The sequence below is a fragment of the Algimonas ampicilliniresistens genome (genome assembly GCF_030159955.1).
Lineage (GTDB): Bacteria > Pseudomonadota > Alphaproteobacteria > Caulobacterales > Maricaulaceae > Litorimonas > Litorimonas ampicilliniresistens.
Genome location: NZ_BSNK01000002.1, coordinates 1,296,561 through 1,311,791 on the forward strand (window position 1 = coordinate 1,296,561; position 15,231 = coordinate 1,311,791).

Sequence of the window (15,231 nt, forward strand, 5' to 3'; positions counted from 1 at the left end):
AAATCATGTTTATCACCTTGTTCGTTTTGATCGTCTTCGCCGTGCCACTGTTGATCGCGGCCTATACTGATTTCTCGACGATGAAGATTCCAAACAAGGTCAGCCTTGCAATGGCGGCTGGTTTTTTCCTCACATTACCTCTGCATTGGCAGGGTCTGCCCGTTCTTGGAGATCACCTGTTGGTCGGGGCGTTTTTCCTTGTGGCCGGCTTCGCGATGTTTGCGTTTGGCTGGTTAGGCGGGGGTGATGCGAAGCTGATGGCCGCGATAGGGTTATGGCTAGGTTGGCCCGACATGCTGCCCTTTATTCTCTATACGACCTTATTCGGTGCGGCGTTGGGCGTTTTCTTAATGCTCGGGAGCCAATTCATGCCTATTCGGTTGCGCACGAGCTCGGTCGGTATGCGCCTTTTTCAAGGCGGCTCCGACATGCCTTACGGTCTGGCCTTGGCCGCTGGGGCGCTTTTCATCTGGCCAAGCAGCCAGATTAATGCAGCTTTGATTGGGTAGCCAACGACCACGGTCTAAAGCGGCTGAGAAAAGCCGCGCTCAAAGCTTTATGTTAACCATGCCTTAGCGGGTGTTTGTCTACTCCTTAGTTCGGAACCTTCCATTTGGAGCGGATGACGTGGACAAGAAACGGCTTATACTGATTGCCGCGTTGGTCATTCTTATGGCCATCGTCTTCAATACGTTGCGCACGATGAATGCGACGACCGAGCCAATCGCGGCCCAAGTTCGCACTGTTGTTGAGCCGATTGATTACACTCAGGTTTTGAGCGTGACTGAGCCAATGGATATGGGCGACCGGATTGAAGACGGCGATCTGACGTGGATTGATTGGCCGACAGATGCGCTGACCCCTGCTCTAATTGTTGAAGATGCTGACGCTGAGCAGCCCGTGATGGAATCGCTCTTTGGCGCTTTGGTTCGGGAACCGCTGACACCTGGCGATCCGCTCGTCATGTCGCGATTTATACAAGCGGGGGACGCCGGTATCATGGCAGCATTACTCAACCCCGGCATGCGAGCAGTCACTGTTCGTATCAGCGTCGACACGGCCGCAGGCGGCTTTATCCAGCCCGGCGATAAGGTCGATGTCATCTTGCAGGAAACGCTACAGCCGGACACCAGCCTTGGTGGGCCTACACAGCCACAAATCGTTGCGTCGACTATTTTTGAGAATGTCACGGTCCTCGCAATCGACCAGTCATTTCGAAATAATCCGGATGGTGGAGCTGCTATTCCAGGATCCACTGCAACGTTGGAATTATCGCCGCAAGACTCCGAGCGCATCACTGTCGCTCAGGTCCGTGGTGATCTGTCGCTCGTCTTGCGGGGCTTTTCGGGTTCTAGCGCGCGGGCTCGCAGTCACGCCAGCCAGCCGCTTGATGCCGAAAAGACAATACCGCCCATGACAATATACCGCGCTGGCGACGCGCAAACTGTCGCAGTGCGAGGCCAGTAGAGATGATGTTCGCCAAGACCCGGAAAAAACCGCGCTTTGCTTTGCTCAGCAGCGTACTGCCCGCTCTCGCTCTGTCGACAGCAATGACAATTCCTGCGCAAGCCGGAGAGCGTAATTATACAACTTTGGCCTCTATTCAGACGACGACCCAGACGGACGGGGTTCGAATCCAATTGCCTGGAGAAGGCCTGAACCGGTCGATTGTCCTGCCTTATTCAAAGTCGACTGTCATCGACCTGCCAGCCAATGTGATGGATGTAATCGTGTCCAATCCTGCGATTGTGGAGGCCATTACCCACACATCACGCCGGACTGTGCTGATTGGCAAGGAGGCGGGGCAGACCAATGTCCGTTTTTACGGCCATGATGGCAAGGAATTGCTCAATATTGATATTCGGGTCGAGCGCGACATTAATGGCCTGACCGATTTGGTGCGTAAACATGCGCCGTCGGCTCAGATCGAAGTCCAGTCGATCAACAACAATATCATGCTGACCGGTACAGTCCCGAACGCTGAAACGGCTCTAAAAGTCGAGCGCATTGCAGAAATGTGGCAGGGGACAGCATCAGGCGCCGGCGAAATCGTCAATCTCCTCTCTGTTGAGGGCAAAGATCAGGTGATGCTCAAGGTCCGCATCGTCGAATTACAACGCTCTGTCGTTAAACAGATGGGCTTTAACCTCTCGGCCGTCGCGCAATTGGGCGATTCGACCGTCTCACTGATCAATAATGTCGGTGTGAGCAGCGGGGCTGGTTTCACGGGTAGTTTCGACTTTGCCAATGGAACAGGCGGCGATCTGCGTTCTCTCGGCGGCGCAATCACCGCGCTAGAACGGGTTGGTCTGGTTCGGACTTTGGCGGAACCTACTCTGGTCGCGATATCTGGCGAGACGGCGACGTTTTTGGCGGGCGGTGAATTTCCTGTTCTGGGCGGTGTCTTCACAGATCAAAATGGTCAACTGCAGCGATCTTTTGAATTCAAATCGTTCGGTGTCTCGCTGGGCTTCACGCCTGTGGTCCTGTCTGAAGGTCTGATTTCACTGAATATCTCGACCGAAGTGTCAGAGCCGACAACAGAAAATTCGTTTGAGACGGGCGGAGAAGGTGGTGACATTCTGGGTTTGCGGGTCCGCCGCGCCGAAACAGTGGTGGAGCTCCCAGCGGGCGGCAGTCTTGTCATTGCAGGGATGATCCGTGAGGAAGCCCGCAACGCCTTTGATGGTGTGCCCGGCGCAAAAGATATTCCAGGCATAGGCGCCTTATTCCGCAATCGCGACAGCCAGAGTGTACAGACCGAATTAGTTGTGATCGTGACGCCTTATCTGGTGGATCCGACACATCCCGATAAACTTCAGACCCCGCTTGAAGGGTTCAAACCAGCGAATGAGCGTGATCGTGTTCTGCTCGGTCGTTTGAATACGATCTACGGGGACAAGGCGACATCCGAGACCCTGCCGGGTCCGTTCGGACATGTGGTCGATTAGGGGCAGATTGATGACAGGATTCTACAAAGCATCGGCAATAGGTCTGGCCTTCATCGCACCAGCGCTTCTGAGTGGTTGCATACAAGGCGGAACATTACCGGTGCCGACACACAGGCTACATCCTGTGAAAGTTGCGGAGTCGGTCGAACGTCTCGAGCTGTACGCCAGACCGGACGGACTCGAGCTCTCAGCTCGCGACGAATATGCTGTGTCTAACTTCCTGCAAGCCTATGCAGCGGAAGGTTCAGGCCCAATCTTCATTAATCGCCCTGCAGCGGCTTTGACCGGGCAAGGCGTCGCGCAGACAGATGCGCTTTTAAATCGACTGATGGGGCAGAATGGGATCGCGTCTGGCACCGCCCAATCAGGCACTTATCATACCCGCCCTGGCGATCCGGCTCCGGTCGTGATTTCTTACCGAACGTTGCGAGCGATTTCGCAAGATTGTTCGAGCTTAGGCGACCTGACGGTCACGCACCGCAATACGGTCACCCCAGAATTCGGCTGTTTTGCCTCCGCAAACCTTGCCGCCATGATTTCTGATCCGCGCCAACTGATCGAACCCTATGCGACACAGGCCCCGAATGCCCAGCGTCGTCAGGTTGTCTATGATCGCTACATTGAAGGCGTATCGACGGCATCAGAGCGCCCAGCGGGTCAGGCCCAAAGTTCACAAGAAGCAGGCGGCTAGGCGGGCACGATATGACACACCCTCCGCAATATCCGCCGACCGGTCCGGGACAGCCGCCAATGGATCAGTCTAGACCTGCGCACCCTCAACCGGGACAGCCGATGCCACGGCCTATGCCGCTGCCATCACCTATGCCTATGCCGCACCCCGTTGCGGCCAACGCCCCGGTTCCGCCGCCGCCATATCCCGGCCAAGCCTATCCACAGGCGGGTCATGCCCCGGCACCGCGGGCGCCCGCACATCCTGTGCCAGCACCTCACGCGCCTCTACATGCCCCTGCGCCGCACGCCCCTGTGCATCACACTCCAGTGCACCACACTCCTGCGCATCAGGCTCCAGCCCATCACGCTCAGCCAGGTTATCCAGCGCCAGTCCATGCTAATGCCGTGCCGATGCATCCTCAGTTCAACCCTGATCCGCATTCTAACCCAGATCCCCAGGGGCATTATGCCGCTCCGGCTCCGCATGCTGATTATCCAGGTCTCGTTGAAGCTAATCCAGCTTTGATGAATCAGGTGGATCAGCCCGCCCAAGAGGGCGGAGAGCGTGCTTTACCGCAACTCTCAATCCATGCCTTTTGTGATCGTAACGACACGGCGGGCTGCATAGATCAGATGACACGGGACTGGCGCATGCGCCGAACCAACACCAAAATTTATATGGGTGGGCTCCAAGCTGCGGTCGATTATTATCACAAAGAAACCACGCCCGGCCTGATCATCATCGAATCTGGTATGCGAGGGGTGGAGCTCTTCAACCAACTCGAACAGCTAGCGTCTGTTTGCGATGAAGGCACGAAGGTCGTCCTCATCGGTGCCGCGAACGACATACGCCTTTATCGCCAGCTGATGGATAAGGGTGTCTCGGATTACATTGTTCCGCCGTTACATCCGTTGAACATGATCCGCTCTTTGAGCGAGATTTACGCCGATCCAGACAAGCCATTTACAGGGCGTGCGATCGCGTTTTTCGGGTCCAAAGGCGGCGTCGGATCGTCAACGCTAGCGCATAATTTAGCTTGGACACTCTCTGAGCGTCTGTTGCAAGAAACCTCTCTGATCGACCTTGACAGTTCTTGGGGTACGACGGCCTTGGACTTTGCTTATGATAGTGCGTCCGGTCTGGAAGAGGCTTTATCTGAGGTTGACCGCCTCGATGACACGCTTTTGGACCGTATTATGGTGCGGCACACGGAGCGCTTGTCGATCCTGCCGACCTCAAGCTCACTTAACGTCAAACCGGTGGTCGATAGCGCAGCTTATGAAGCGATCATTGGTGCTGTCCGCTCGATCAGCCCGTTGGCAATCTTAGATTTGCCACATATCTGGAATGATTGGACAACAAATGTCCTGACCACCGTCGATGATGTCGTTATTACGACCGTCCCAGACTTGGCGAATTTGCGTAATACGAAAAACCTCATCGATTTCCTTAAGGCCCAGCGCCCGAATGATGCTGAGCCGGTGCTTATTTTGAACCAGACGGGACGCTGCAAAAACAAGGATGACGAGATCAGCGTCGAGAACTTCGCGGGGGCTGTCGGGCTTGATCCATCTCTGGTGATTGGTTTCGATCCGGACACATTCAATCGGGCCTGTAATGAAGGCAAGATGTTGCCAGAAATGAAGACGACCGATGCTCTTGTGCCTGGTCTTGATTATCTCGCTAATCGTTTGCGCACTGGACAATTTACGGCGCCAGCCGAGTCCGGATCCGGTCGAAAATTAGGTTTCAAGCTCAGAGACACGGGGCCCGTGGTCGCGGGAACAGAGAGCAAATCTCTATTCGCCTCGCTGCTCCGGAAAAAGGGCTAGGTCGCCATGTTCGGTAAGCGTTCCGATACGGTTGCTCTAAAGGTCGATCAGAGCGCCCCTGCGCCCGCGCCGGAACCGGCGATGCCTAGCCCTGCGCCTGCTCCGGTGATGTCGAGAAATAGCGACGAGCCGTCTGAGGAGTATTACGAAACCAAGGCGACAATCTTCAACGCCTTGTTCGAGACGATCGATGTCTCTGCGCTCGCAGGCATGCAGCCGGATAAGGCGCGGACGGAAATCCGGAACATTGTCGATGAGATCATCGCTATCCGTAACGTCCGTCTTTCAGTAGCCGAGCAAACACAACTGATCACGGAAATCTGTGATGATATTCTTGGCTATGGTCCGCTCGAACCGCTCTTAGCTCGGGACGATATTGCCGACATCATGGTGAACGGTGCCAAGCACGTCTTCATCGAAACCAATGGCAAGATGCAGAAGACGAATATTCGTTTCCGCGACAATACGCAGTTGATGAATATTTGTCAGCGGATCGTGAGCCAAGTCGGCCGCCGCGTTGATGAAGCCAGTCCAATCTGTGACGCGCGCCTTTTGGATGGCTCCCGCGTCAACGTTATTGCGCCGCCTTTGTCGATTGACGGCCCCGCTCTGACAATTCGGAAATTTAAGAAAGACAAGCTGACACTGAATGATTTGGTGGGCTTTAAGTCGATCTCGCCTGCGGGCGCAAAAGTGCTCCAGATCATCGGTGCTTGCCAATGTAACATCGTCATCTCAGGCGGTACGGGTTCCGGTAAAACCACGCTGTTAAACTGTCTGACGGGTTTCATTCATCCCGACGAGCGGATCATTACTTGTGAAGATGCGGCCGAATTACAGCTGCAACAGCCTCATGTCGTCCGGTTAGAAACGCGTCCGCCCAATCTTGAAGGCAAGGGCAAGGTCACGATGGCCGATCTCGTTAAAAACTGTCTTCGTATGCGTCCAGAACGGATCATCGTAGGTGAGGTGCGTGGACCAGAAGCCTTTGATCTGCTGCAGGCCATGAATACGGGTCATGACGGGTCTATGGGTACGCTTCACGCTAACAGCCCGCGAGAGGCTCTGTCGCGTCTTGAGTCCATGATTACGATGGGTGGGTTCTCTCTGCCTGCTAAAACGATCCGTGAAATGATCGTTGGTTCAGTCGATGTGGTCGTTCAGGCCACGCGTCTGCGTGATGGATCCCGCCGTATCACGCACATCACCGAGGTCATCGGCATGGAAGGCGATGTGATCGTTACCCAAGATTTGCTAAAATATGAGATGGACGGGGAAGATGCTGCCGGCAATATCGTTGGTGAACACCGCTCGACCGGCATCGCCCGCCCAGCCTTCTGGGATCGGGCGCGCTATTTCAATCTTGAGAAAGACCTGGCCATGGCGCTCGATGAGGCGGGTAGCTGATGGAAGGGCAACTCATTCTCGCTATTGCTGGCGCCGGTGTCGTTGGAATTATTGGATATTTGCTTCTGGGGGGACAACCCTCGACCGCGAATGCGAGAGTTGGTGCCTATACGGGCAAGAAGCCGTCACGATTTAACCTGCGCAATCGTTTGAAAAGCAGCGATCAAGGCGGTCGCCGTCGGCAAGTCGAAGATACGCTGAAAAAAATTGAAGAGAACCAAAAATCAAAAAAGAAGGCCTCGAAAACGATTGAGGCTAGACTGCTTCAAGCCAATGTCGACATGACACGCTCAAAGTTCCTCACGATTTCAGCGATTTTAGCCGTTGTGGCAGCGGCCGTCACATTCATTCTAGGTCTGCCGCCAGCCTTGATCGCAGCCGCGTCTTTCATTTTCGGTTTTGGGTTGCCGCGCTTCATTTTGAATAAGAAGATTAAGGGTCGCCAGAAAAAATTCGTGGCCCATTTCGCGGACGGTATGGACATCATCGTTCGCGGCGTTCGCACAGGGTTGCCGCTTGGCGATTGTCTCAAAATTATCGCGCATGAGAGTCCAGACCCTATGGGGGCAGAATTCCGGCGGGTGGTCGAAGCCGAAGGCTTGGGAGTTCCGATCGAGGTCTGTCTGGATCAAATGTATGAACGCATGCCGATTTCAGAAGTGAACTTCTTCGCCACTGTTCTGAATATTCAGAAGACGACCGGTGGTAATCTTGGTGAGTCGCTGGCCAATCTGTCCAATGTTTTGCGCTCTCGGAAAATTCTTGCCGAGAAAATCAAAGCTTTGTCCGCAGAGGCAAAGATGAGCGCATACATCATCGGCGCTCTGCCGATTGTTGTGATGGGTTTGGTGGCCGTAATGTCGCCCGATTACATGGCCGAACTGTTCACGACTGATCGAGGTCAGAAAAACCTTATGATCGGTGGCGTCATGATGTGCATGGGTATTTGGATCATGCGCAAGATGATCGATTTTAAATATTAGGATGGCAAGATGACCGAAGGCGCCATTCAAATGTTGATGAATGCAGGTTATCTGGCCCTCGCGTTCCTGCTCGCCGCCACAGTCTATGTGATTGTGGCCCCTATGTTCGAAGCGGATCAGCTTAAGAAACGCATGGCCTCTGTGTCATCGGCGCGTGACACATTACGCGATGATCGGATGAAGCAGCTTAATGCGGAAAAAACGCTGCGCGCTGGCGACAAAGGTTTGGCGAGTCGATGGGTGGACCGGTTCAGCCTTGAGAAATTATTGGAGGCATCAGACCTCAAAGACAAAATGGCTCAGGCCGGCATGCGCGGGCAGGGGCCGATCTACAAATTCTATTTCTTCAGAATGATTCTTCCAATCGCCCTAGGTACGTTTGGACTCTTGTTTTTGGTTATTATGAACACGCCGGGTTGGGAGATGTTGCAACGGTTGGGGGCGACCCTCGCCCTGACATTGTTTGGCTACTACCTACCGGGCATCTACGTGAAGAATACCGCCAATAAACGCCTTGCGTCGATCATGGCCGTCTTTCCTGACGCTCTCGATCTACTGTTAATCTGTATCGAGTCTGGCATGTCCGTGGAGTTGGCCTTCGCGCGCGTCGGTGATGAGATGGCGGAAAACTCGGTCGAACTGGCTGAGGAACTTCACCTGACAACGGCTGAGCTGTCCTACTTGTCGTCACGCCGCGCCGCATTTGAAAATCTCGCCCGTCGCAATAACCATGTCGGTATACGGTCCGTGGCCACGTCCCTTATCCAAGCTGAACGTTACGGGACGCCGCTTGGTGACTCTCTGCGCACAATGGCGAATGAAAATCGGCAATTGCGGATGATGGCCGCAGAAAAGAAGGCGGCGTCACTCCCCGCCAAATTGACCGTGCCGATGATTGTGTTCTTCTTGCCAGTTCTCTTCATTGTTATTCTGACTCCAGCCGCGATGCGACTGGCCAGTGCCTTGTCCTGAAGGATTTGCACGAGACATAAAAAAGCCCGGTCATAAGACCGGGCGACTTCCACAATTTGAAACGGTTTAGCGGCGTCGGCGTGCGGGAGCGCGTCCCTCTTCTGGCGATCCAGCAAGACCCGAATAATCCGTGGTCCCTTGGGGCGTCGGCGCTTGGCTAGCGGGGGCTTGATACGGAGTTGCCTGATAGGGGTTAGACTGCGTTCTAAGTGCAGGTCCGACCACATGGGGCTGAGGTTGGCTAGGTGCCTGAACTTGTCCCTGAACTTGGCCTTGAGCTTGATTGTAAGCAGGCGCTTGCGGACCGACAGCGCCGGGCTGGAGCGACCGTTGAATATCCTGCATCACGGATTGCTGTTCAGGCGTCATAGGTGAGTTCTGATAGTTTGGCTGAATGGCCGATGGGGCTCGCGTCGGTTGCTGTGTTTGCCCACGGTTACGTCCGCGTCTACGTGCGGTTGCTCGCGCGGCTTCGGATGCGGAATTGAACGCGCGGCCATCAGGTGTCGTCGTGGTCAAGCGAGTTGCGGGCATTCCGCCTCGCGTGAAAGCCTGTCCTTGAGCTTGGGGCTGTTGTCGCATTTGCGGTTGGCTTTGGACCTGAGTCCGATTTTGAGATTGACCTTGATATCCGGTCTGAGCCTGAGGTCGCGCTTGATAACTAGGTTGGGCCTGATAGCCAGATTGACCTTGGTAGCCGGACGGGTCTTGGCTCGACATCTGCGCGGGCACGCCACGCGGCGTTAAGGCGGGAACTGGGTCTGGCGGCAGGCGGTTATCGCCGCGCGTAAGACGTGCGCGTCGCAATTCGCGTTCCGCATCCTCTGTCCGTCCCTGCAACTGCAAGACAAGCGCGAGGTTTTGTCGAACACCTGGGCCAGCGCTCGGCATCGCAACAGCCCGTCGCAGCCAACCTTCAGATGTTTGCAAGTCCCCGGAGAGCGCGTGGCTTAGCCCCAAATTTGCCAATACGTTCGGATCATTCGGGGTGATTTGAAGCGCCCTCGAATAATTCATTCGGGCGGCTTCATACTCCTCCATTTGGTCTAAGGCGGCCCCCTTAAGCGACCAGAGACGCCCATAGCCGGGCGTAAGACTGAGGCCTTGATCCAGAACCGGGATGGCATCGAGCGCGCGTTCGTCCGCGATCAGGCCTGCCGCATGTTCGGCCAGCAAATAAGGATCACGAGGATGGATCGCGCGCGACGTTTGCGTGATCTCGACTGCGCGCGACGGATTGCCGAGCTTACGAACGGCGGCGGCAAGTTTGATCGTCGCCTCCAGATCGGAGGGGTTTAAATCATACTCATGGGACCAGAAGGCAGCTTGTGCAAACAGCTCCTGTGTCTCGATATTGTCCCGCATCTCGCGCGTGGCCGGCATGAAGCGGTCAACCGATATCTGATCGCGCATATCCGCTTCTTGTGGCGTTATGCCGGGCGCGATGGCACAGGCAGATAGCAGGAACGATGTTCCAAGCAGAAACGATAACTGTTTTCGGGATCGGGAAAGTGCGAGCGCCATATTATCCTCGGTCCATAGATCCATTGTCCCGGGATGCGTCGCTAAGTCGATTGCGTAACCACCGGATTTCGTTAACAATCGTAAACAGCCAGAGTTAACGGGACCTTTACAAGTCTCAATGCGTTTCAGTCAGATTAGGTCGGCTTTCTGGGTCGATCCGCCAAGAGAATGAGCTTTCTAACCATGACACGATCTGCAGCGACAACCCGTCTGGCCGATGTTCCAAACGGCGAACCGATTGTGCCGATCCACGGGATACGCCCGGAGGGTTGGGCTGATACGCGTGAGGCGCTGAGTGCGCAGCAAGCCGCATTTGCCGATGCGAATGGATTTTCCGGCGAGGCGGGACAGATCGTCAAGCTTCCGGCTGAAGACGGCGCCATTGCAGCTGTTCTGCTGGGATGCGGTACGGTGGACGTCGATTTTGATCGTGAGATGCGGTTGGGGCAGCTGGCCGCCTCGCTCAATGGTGGGTTTTATCAGCTCGCGGGAACGCCGCCCGAATGGTCAGAGCGCTTGGCAGCGATTGGCTGGGGCATGGGCTCTTATCGGTTCACGAAATATCTCAAAGACACGCCCGAAATGGCGGTTTTGGTCCTGAGTGATGACATTGACGCAGGCCAGGTGAGCCAAGCGGTCGATGCTGCGGCGCTGGCGCGTGATCTGATCAACAGACCTGCTGGTGATTTGGGTCCGGATGCTTTGCATCAAGCTGTGCTTGATCTTGCAGAAATCCATCATGCGACGGTCACCGCCGTGGTTGGGGAAGATCTGCTCGATGAGAATTACCCAATGATCCACGCGGTCGGCCGGGCCGCTCACGAGCCGCCGCGTCTGGTTGAACTGGAATGGGGTGATCCGTCCCATCCGCGTTTGGCTATCGTCGGCAAAGGAATCACCTTCGATACGGGTGGATTGAACATCAAAGGCGCGTCTGGGGCGCGACTGATGAAGAAGGATATGGGCGGGGCCGCGCATGCGCTGGCTTTGGCATCAATGATTATGGCTGCCCGTTTGCCGATTCGCCTACACTGCCTTGTCGCGATTGCGGAAAACGCGATCAGCGCGGGGGCTTACCGACCGGGCGATATCTTGCAATCGCGCGCCGGACTGACGGTTGAGATCGATAATACTGATGCTGAAGGACGGTTAGTATTGGGCGATGCTCTCGCTAAGGCGACAGAAAGCGATCCGGTCTTGATGATCGACTTTGCGACTCTCACAGGCGCGGCGCGAGTCGCGCTAGGGCCGCAACTCCCGCCTTTCTTTACCAATCGTCCGCATCTGCATGACCCGGTTGCGCGACATGCGTCGGCGGAACTTGATCCAGTCTGGCCCATGCCACTTTGGCAGCCCTATCATGCCATGCTGCGGTCCCCGATTGCGGACATGAAGAACTCGGGCGGGTCTTTCGCCGGAGCCGTCACGGCGGCGTTGTTCTTGGAACGGTTTGTCGACGGGCGGCCTTGGATGCATTTTGATGTCTATGGCTGGAACCCTGCGTTGCGCCCGGCTCACCCTAAGGGGGCAGATATGTATGCAGTCCGAGGGCTGTTTTCCTGGCTTGCGTCAGGCGGGCTGAACACGCCGATGGACGGGCCTACTGAGTAGGTCTGCGACCCCACGCAAAATTAGGGCAATTGCGATAGTGACAGAGAGGCTGGCGACAACCAGCGTTGGGACAGTAATGTTCGGGTTTAGCGCCAGCAGCGTTTGCGTGACGGGCCAAATGCCAAGATAGGCAGGCAGGGTGATATTGGGCCAGTTCCCGAGCGGCTTGAAACCGCTCTGTAAGACGGTCATGGCCAGGGCGCAAAATCCGATCGTGGCGATCACTTCAATCAGATGTGTCCAAGGTAGAAAATAATAGTGGAATGCTGCGAGTCCGAAGGTGACGCTTGTGATCGCCAGCCAGGACCGTCCACGAGAAGGCAGCCTGTTTCGCGCACCGTAAAGAAGCGCCCCGAGTAAGAAGGCATAACCCACCCGTAGTCCTGGTATGATCGGCTCAAACAAAGTTGATCCCGTTTTTAAAGTCCACCAGCTGACGCTCAGGTGACCCAGAAGCGTGATCACGAACAAGGCCGCGAGCCAGGCGCGGTTGCGCAATCCTATCGTGAACAGAATCAGCAAACCGAAATAGGCCACCATGCCCCATCGTAAGGTCCAGATCGTGCCTTGCAGTAGGCAGGCATAGAGCGCGTTATCAAGTGCGCCCGGCATTGGGCCGCCCGGGTCGATCAACAAGACCGTTTTAATAAAGTAGAGGCCGAGTTGCCCCGTTCCTTTTACGACGGGCGCGTCATGATTGCAGAGCGCCGGATAGAGGACGGCGACGACCACCAATGTGTAGAGCGCAACCCAAGGCAAAGTTCGCTTGGCGCGGGATACTAGGAAGCTCAGCCCGGTCCGCCCCTGAGTCAGACTTCGCCATGCCAGCCAGCCGGATAAAAAGAACAAGACCTGAATGCCAAACCAGCTCGGATCATAGCCGAATGTGTGTAGCCATTCTTTCGCATGAGGTCCGACCGCCATGGTTGAAGCGTAGCCAATGCTGATCATCACGACGACGATAAGTCGGACCGCGTTGAGCCGTTCTAGAACGGTGCGGTCTCTTGTCATTTCCTCAACTGAAGGCTGTGAAATTGACGCGTCATATGCGGGTAAGCGGAACACGCCAGTAGGCTAGACGGAATGTCTTAAAAAAGTTGGCAGGCTTTTGAATCACTTGGCTGATTCGATGGGGTGCAAGCCCGGCTTGTACTTGACCAGTGAATCCCACCCGTGCGAGTCCCTACATGAGCAAGTGATTCAGATGGCCTTGGGAGGGGTGTTCATGTCGGCAAAGGTGACCCCTGTTTCAGACTCCCAAGCCGAGGATGCTGATCTTTCGTCGCTTCAAACGCCGGCCACTCAACCTGCGACCACTCGTGAAGACCGTGCTCCAATCCGGGCGTCACGATTATCTTCGACCTTGGCGTTGGCGTTATGGAAAGATGTCACGGTTGCGTCTGTCGCTGGCGATATGCCGGATCTGTCAGCGCGTCAGACGGCTGTTCTCATGTGTGTCTATCTGGAAGAAGGGCCGCATACGGTTCGGTCTCTCGCGGCCCGCCTTAATGTCACGAAGGCCGTTATTTCCCGCGCTATCGATCGGTTGAAATCTTACGACTATATTCTGCGAGCAGATGATCCTCGTGATCGTCGTTCGATCGTGTTGCGGCGCACGCCAGAGGGCATCAACTATCTCCGCGCTTTTGCGAATATCATCCAGCGCGAACTGCCCGATAGTCTCAATCCGAGCCGCACACCGCGTCGTTAACGGATTATGGCTCGCGACTCCCGCTTGAGCCTCCCCAAAGGAACCGGTCCTCGAATCGCGAGGCGGCGCATCGTGATCGCTTACACGCCGCTTTTGTCTCATCCCAAACCGCGTGCCGCGCAGCAGACAGAGCTCGTTCACGGACAGGAATTCGATGTTCATGTGGAACAGGGACGATGGGCCTTTGGGCGTGCCCGCCCTTTGGTTCGTGGCAGTCGCCGGTCGGGCTATGTCGGTTGGGTCAATCTTAGCGCACTGGGGGATGTGCAGTCGCGCTCCACCCATTTCGTAACCGCGATTAGCGCCCCGGTTTTCTGCCGGGCTGACCTGAAGTCACATATCGTCATGTCGCTCCCTCTGGGGGCGAGGGTGACGGTGATGCGAGAGACGGATGGCTACTGTCAGATCGGGGCCGGGGCCTATCTCAGCCGCTTGCATTTGCGCTTAACATCTAATCCAGAGACGGACTTGGTTACCGTTGCGCGCCGATTTCTCGGGCAACCCTATATTTGGGGTGGCAATGGCGCGCGTGGTCTGGACTGTTCGGGTCTAGTCCAGATGAGCTTGTCCGTCTGTGGTGTAGACGCGCCCCGGGATGCGGATTTGCAGGAAGCCGCGCTTGGCGAAGCTGTTGCAGCGCCGGGACAGGTTGGTGACCTCTTATTCTGGCCGGGACATGTCGGGATATTGGCGACCAAAACACGTCTGCTTCACGCCAATGCGACGCACATGACGGTCGTGGAAGAAAGTCTTGGGCCCGCGCTTAAGCGGATAGAGCGCGCAGGGTCTAAGCTGCGCGCCGTCAAAAGGCTTTAGTCGACTTCGTCAATTTCTTCCGGAGTCATGACTTCAGCGCCGTCCGGTGTCTCAACGACAGGCGCTTGATCGGCTCCTTCCGCGACATTATTCCCATCATCCTCTGACGGGTCTGTCGTTGGATCAACGCTCTGCGCGACCTCTGGTATATCCGATGCACCTTCCGCTTCCGCAGTCAGTTCTAGGGCCCCAGGTGCGGCTTCAGGCTGCGGCACGGGATTGCTGGATGCCAGGCGAAGATATTCGATGACAGCAGCGCGGTCGCTTTCTTTGCGAATCCCGACGAAATTCATCTTAGTGCCTGGAAGATAGCTTTTCGGCTTAGCTAGGAAGCCATCCAGCGCCTCATAGGTCCAGCTAGTTCCTGTATCCGACATGGCTGCGGAATAGGCGAAACCAGCGTGTACGCCCTTGGTCGCGCCGACGACATTCCAAAGACCAGGTCCAGTTCCGTTGGCACCACCCTCTTCGGCACTATGGCATGATGTGCAGTTCTTGAAGACTTTCGCGCCGCGTTCGGCATCCATAGCGGCCACCCACTCCGCCTGCGGGAACGGCAGCTCAATCTCTTCCTCAGCGCCAGAGCTCTCCAGCTCGCCAACAATATAGGCGGGAACATGCGGCACTTCATGATGCATGAGGATTTCCGGCAGTGTGCGGATTCCCATGAAGACGAGTGCTGATGCAAGAATAGCAGCGAAAATTTTGTTATTGCCAAGCGGATCCATGTGGGTCGGCGTCCTTGTCGTCT

General features: G+C 55.8%; 14 protein-coding genes. 11 read left to right on the forward strand and 3 right to left on the reverse strand.

The window, feature by feature from the left end; translation table 11 throughout:
• The first annotated feature begins 5 nt into the window (after window positions 1-5).
• The 8 genes from QQL54_RS14130 (at window position 6) to QQL54_RS14165 (ending at window position 8,818) form a co-directional block, all read left to right on the forward strand.
• Window positions 6-509: an A24 family peptidase gene (locus QQL54_RS14130; protein WP_284391951.1), complete on the forward strand. Its 504-nt coding sequence runs from the start codon at window positions 6-8 to the stop codon at window positions 507-509.
• Window positions 510-627: 118 nt separating this feature from the next.
• Window positions 628-1,467 (forward strand): Flp pilus assembly protein CpaB, encoded by an 840-nt coding sequence (gene cpaB / locus QQL54_RS14135; protein ID WP_284391952.1) that lies wholly within the window; start codon window positions 628-630, stop codon window positions 1,465-1,467.
• A 2-nt stretch (window positions 1,468-1,469) separates the two neighbouring features.
• The gene (locus tag QQL54_RS14140) at window positions 1,470-2,951 is read left to right on the forward strand and encodes a type II and III secretion system protein family protein (protein ID WP_284391953.1); all 1,482 of its coding nucleotides are present in this window, start codon (window positions 1,470-1,472) and stop codon (window positions 2,949-2,951) included.
• A gap of 10 nt (window positions 2,952-2,961) precedes the next feature.
• A complete protein-coding gene (locus QQL54_RS14145) occupies window positions 2,962-3,642 on the forward strand; it encodes a CpaD family pilus assembly lipoprotein (protein ID WP_284391954.1) in 681 nt (226 codons plus the stop codon).
• A gap of 308 nt (window positions 3,643-3,950) precedes the next feature.
• Window positions 3,951-5,456: a CpaE/TadZ family protein gene (locus QQL54_RS14150; protein WP_284391955.1), complete on the forward strand. Its 1,506-nt coding sequence runs from the start codon at window positions 3,951-3,953 to the stop codon at window positions 5,454-5,456.
• A 6-nt stretch (window positions 5,457-5,462) separates the two neighbouring features.
• Window positions 5,463-6,863 carry a TadA family conjugal transfer-associated ATPase gene (locus QQL54_RS14155; protein ID WP_284391956.1) on the forward strand — a complete coding sequence of 467 codons (1,401 nt, stop codon included), beginning with the start codon at window positions 5,463-5,465 and terminating at the stop codon, window positions 6,861-6,863.
• Window positions 6,863-7,846: a type II secretion system F family protein gene (locus QQL54_RS14160; protein WP_284391957.1), complete on the forward strand. Its 984-nt coding sequence runs from the start codon at window positions 6,863-6,865 to the stop codon at window positions 7,844-7,846. Before QQL54_RS14155 ends, QQL54_RS14160 begins: the two co-directional genes overlap by 1 nt.
• Window positions 7,847-7,855: 9 nt before the next feature.
• Complete coding sequence (locus QQL54_RS14165) at window positions 7,856-8,818, forward strand: type II secretion system F family protein (RefSeq protein ID WP_284391958.1); 963 nt, start codon at window positions 7,856-7,858, stop codon at window positions 8,816-8,818.
• A 66-nt stretch (window positions 8,819-8,884) separates the two neighbouring features.
• Here QQL54_RS14165 and QQL54_RS14170 read toward each other — a convergent pair whose 3' ends face one another.
• A complete protein-coding gene (locus QQL54_RS14170; protein WP_284391959.1) occupies window positions 8,885-10,366 on the reverse strand; it encodes a tetratricopeptide repeat protein in 1,482 nt (493 codons plus the stop codon).
• Between the two features lie 159 nt (window positions 10,367-10,525).
• Here QQL54_RS14170 and QQL54_RS14175 point away from each other — a divergent pair, with 159 nt between their 5' ends.
• Window positions 10,526-11,953, forward strand: coding sequence for a leucyl aminopeptidase family protein (locus QQL54_RS14175; RefSeq protein ID WP_284391961.1), 1,428 nt, complete (start codon window positions 10,526-10,528; stop codon window positions 11,951-11,953).
• On the opposite strand, the gene QQL54_RS14180 is transcribed toward QQL54_RS14175, so the two are convergent.
• The gene (locus tag QQL54_RS14180; RefSeq protein WP_284391963.1) at window positions 11,912-12,964 is read right to left on the reverse strand and encodes an acyltransferase family protein; all 1,053 of its coding nucleotides are present in this window, start codon (window positions 12,962-12,964) and stop codon (window positions 11,912-11,914) included. The genes QQL54_RS14175 and QQL54_RS14180 overlap by 42 nt on opposite strands.
• Window positions 12,965-13,178: 214 nt before the next feature.
• Here QQL54_RS14180 and QQL54_RS14185 point away from each other — a divergent pair, with 214 nt between their 5' ends.
• A complete protein-coding gene (locus tag QQL54_RS14185) occupies window positions 13,179-13,664 on the forward strand; it encodes a MarR family transcriptional regulator (RefSeq protein ID WP_284391965.1) in 486 nt (161 codons plus the stop codon).
• A gap of 72 nt (window positions 13,665-13,736) precedes the next feature.
• A complete protein-coding gene (locus tag QQL54_RS14190; protein WP_284391968.1) occupies window positions 13,737-14,480 on the forward strand; it encodes a C40 family peptidase in 744 nt (247 codons plus the stop codon).
• On the opposite strand, the gene QQL54_RS14195 is transcribed toward QQL54_RS14190, so the two are convergent.
• A complete protein-coding gene (locus QQL54_RS14195; protein ID WP_284391970.1) occupies window positions 14,477-15,208 on the reverse strand; it encodes a c-type cytochrome in 732 nt (243 codons plus the stop codon). The two genes, QQL54_RS14190 and QQL54_RS14195, sit on opposite strands and share 4 nt — an antisense overlap.
• Window positions 15,209-15,231: the final 23 nt, after the last annotated feature.

What these genes read in the sequence shown, in the direction of transcription:
- QQL54_RS14195 (WP_284391970.1), bottom strand. Translation starts at nt 15,208, where the DNA reads ATGGATCCGCTTGGCAATAACAAAATTTTCGCTGCTATTCTTGCATCA.
- QQL54_RS14165 (WP_284391958.1), top strand. Translation starts at nt 7,856, where the DNA reads ATGACCGAAGGCGCCATTCAAATGTTGATGAATGCAGGTTATCTGGCC.
- QQL54_RS14160 (WP_284391957.1), top strand. Translation starts at nt 6,863, where the DNA reads ATGGAAGGGCAACTCATTCTCGCTATTGCTGGCGCCGGTGTCGTTGGA.
- QQL54_RS14175 (WP_284391961.1), top strand. Translation starts at nt 10,526, where the DNA reads ATGACACGATCTGCAGCGACAACCCGTCTGGCCGATGTTCCAAACGGC.
- QQL54_RS14170 (WP_284391959.1), bottom strand. Translation starts at nt 10,366, where the DNA reads ATGGATCTATGGACCGAGGATAATATGGCGCTCGCACTTTCCCGATCC.
- QQL54_RS14185 (WP_284391965.1), top strand. Translation starts at nt 13,179, where the DNA reads ATGTCGGCAAAGGTGACCCCTGTTTCAGACTCCCAAGCCGAGGATGCT.
- QQL54_RS14140 (WP_284391953.1), top strand. Translation starts at nt 1,470, where the DNA reads ATGATGTTCGCCAAGACCCGGAAAAAACCGCGCTTTGCTTTGCTCAGC.
- QQL54_RS14130 (WP_284391951.1), top strand. Translation starts at nt 6, where the DNA reads ATGTTTATCACCTTGTTCGTTTTGATCGTCTTCGCCGTGCCACTGTTG.
- QQL54_RS14145 (WP_284391954.1), top strand. Translation starts at nt 2,962, where the DNA reads ATGACAGGATTCTACAAAGCATCGGCAATAGGTCTGGCCTTCATCGCA.
- QQL54_RS14180 (WP_284391963.1), bottom strand. Translation starts at nt 12,964, where the DNA reads ATGACAAGAGACCGCACCGTTCTAGAACGGCTCAACGCGGTCCGACTT.
- QQL54_RS14155 (WP_284391956.1), top strand. Translation starts at nt 5,463, where the DNA reads ATGTTCGGTAAGCGTTCCGATACGGTTGCTCTAAAGGTCGATCAGAGC.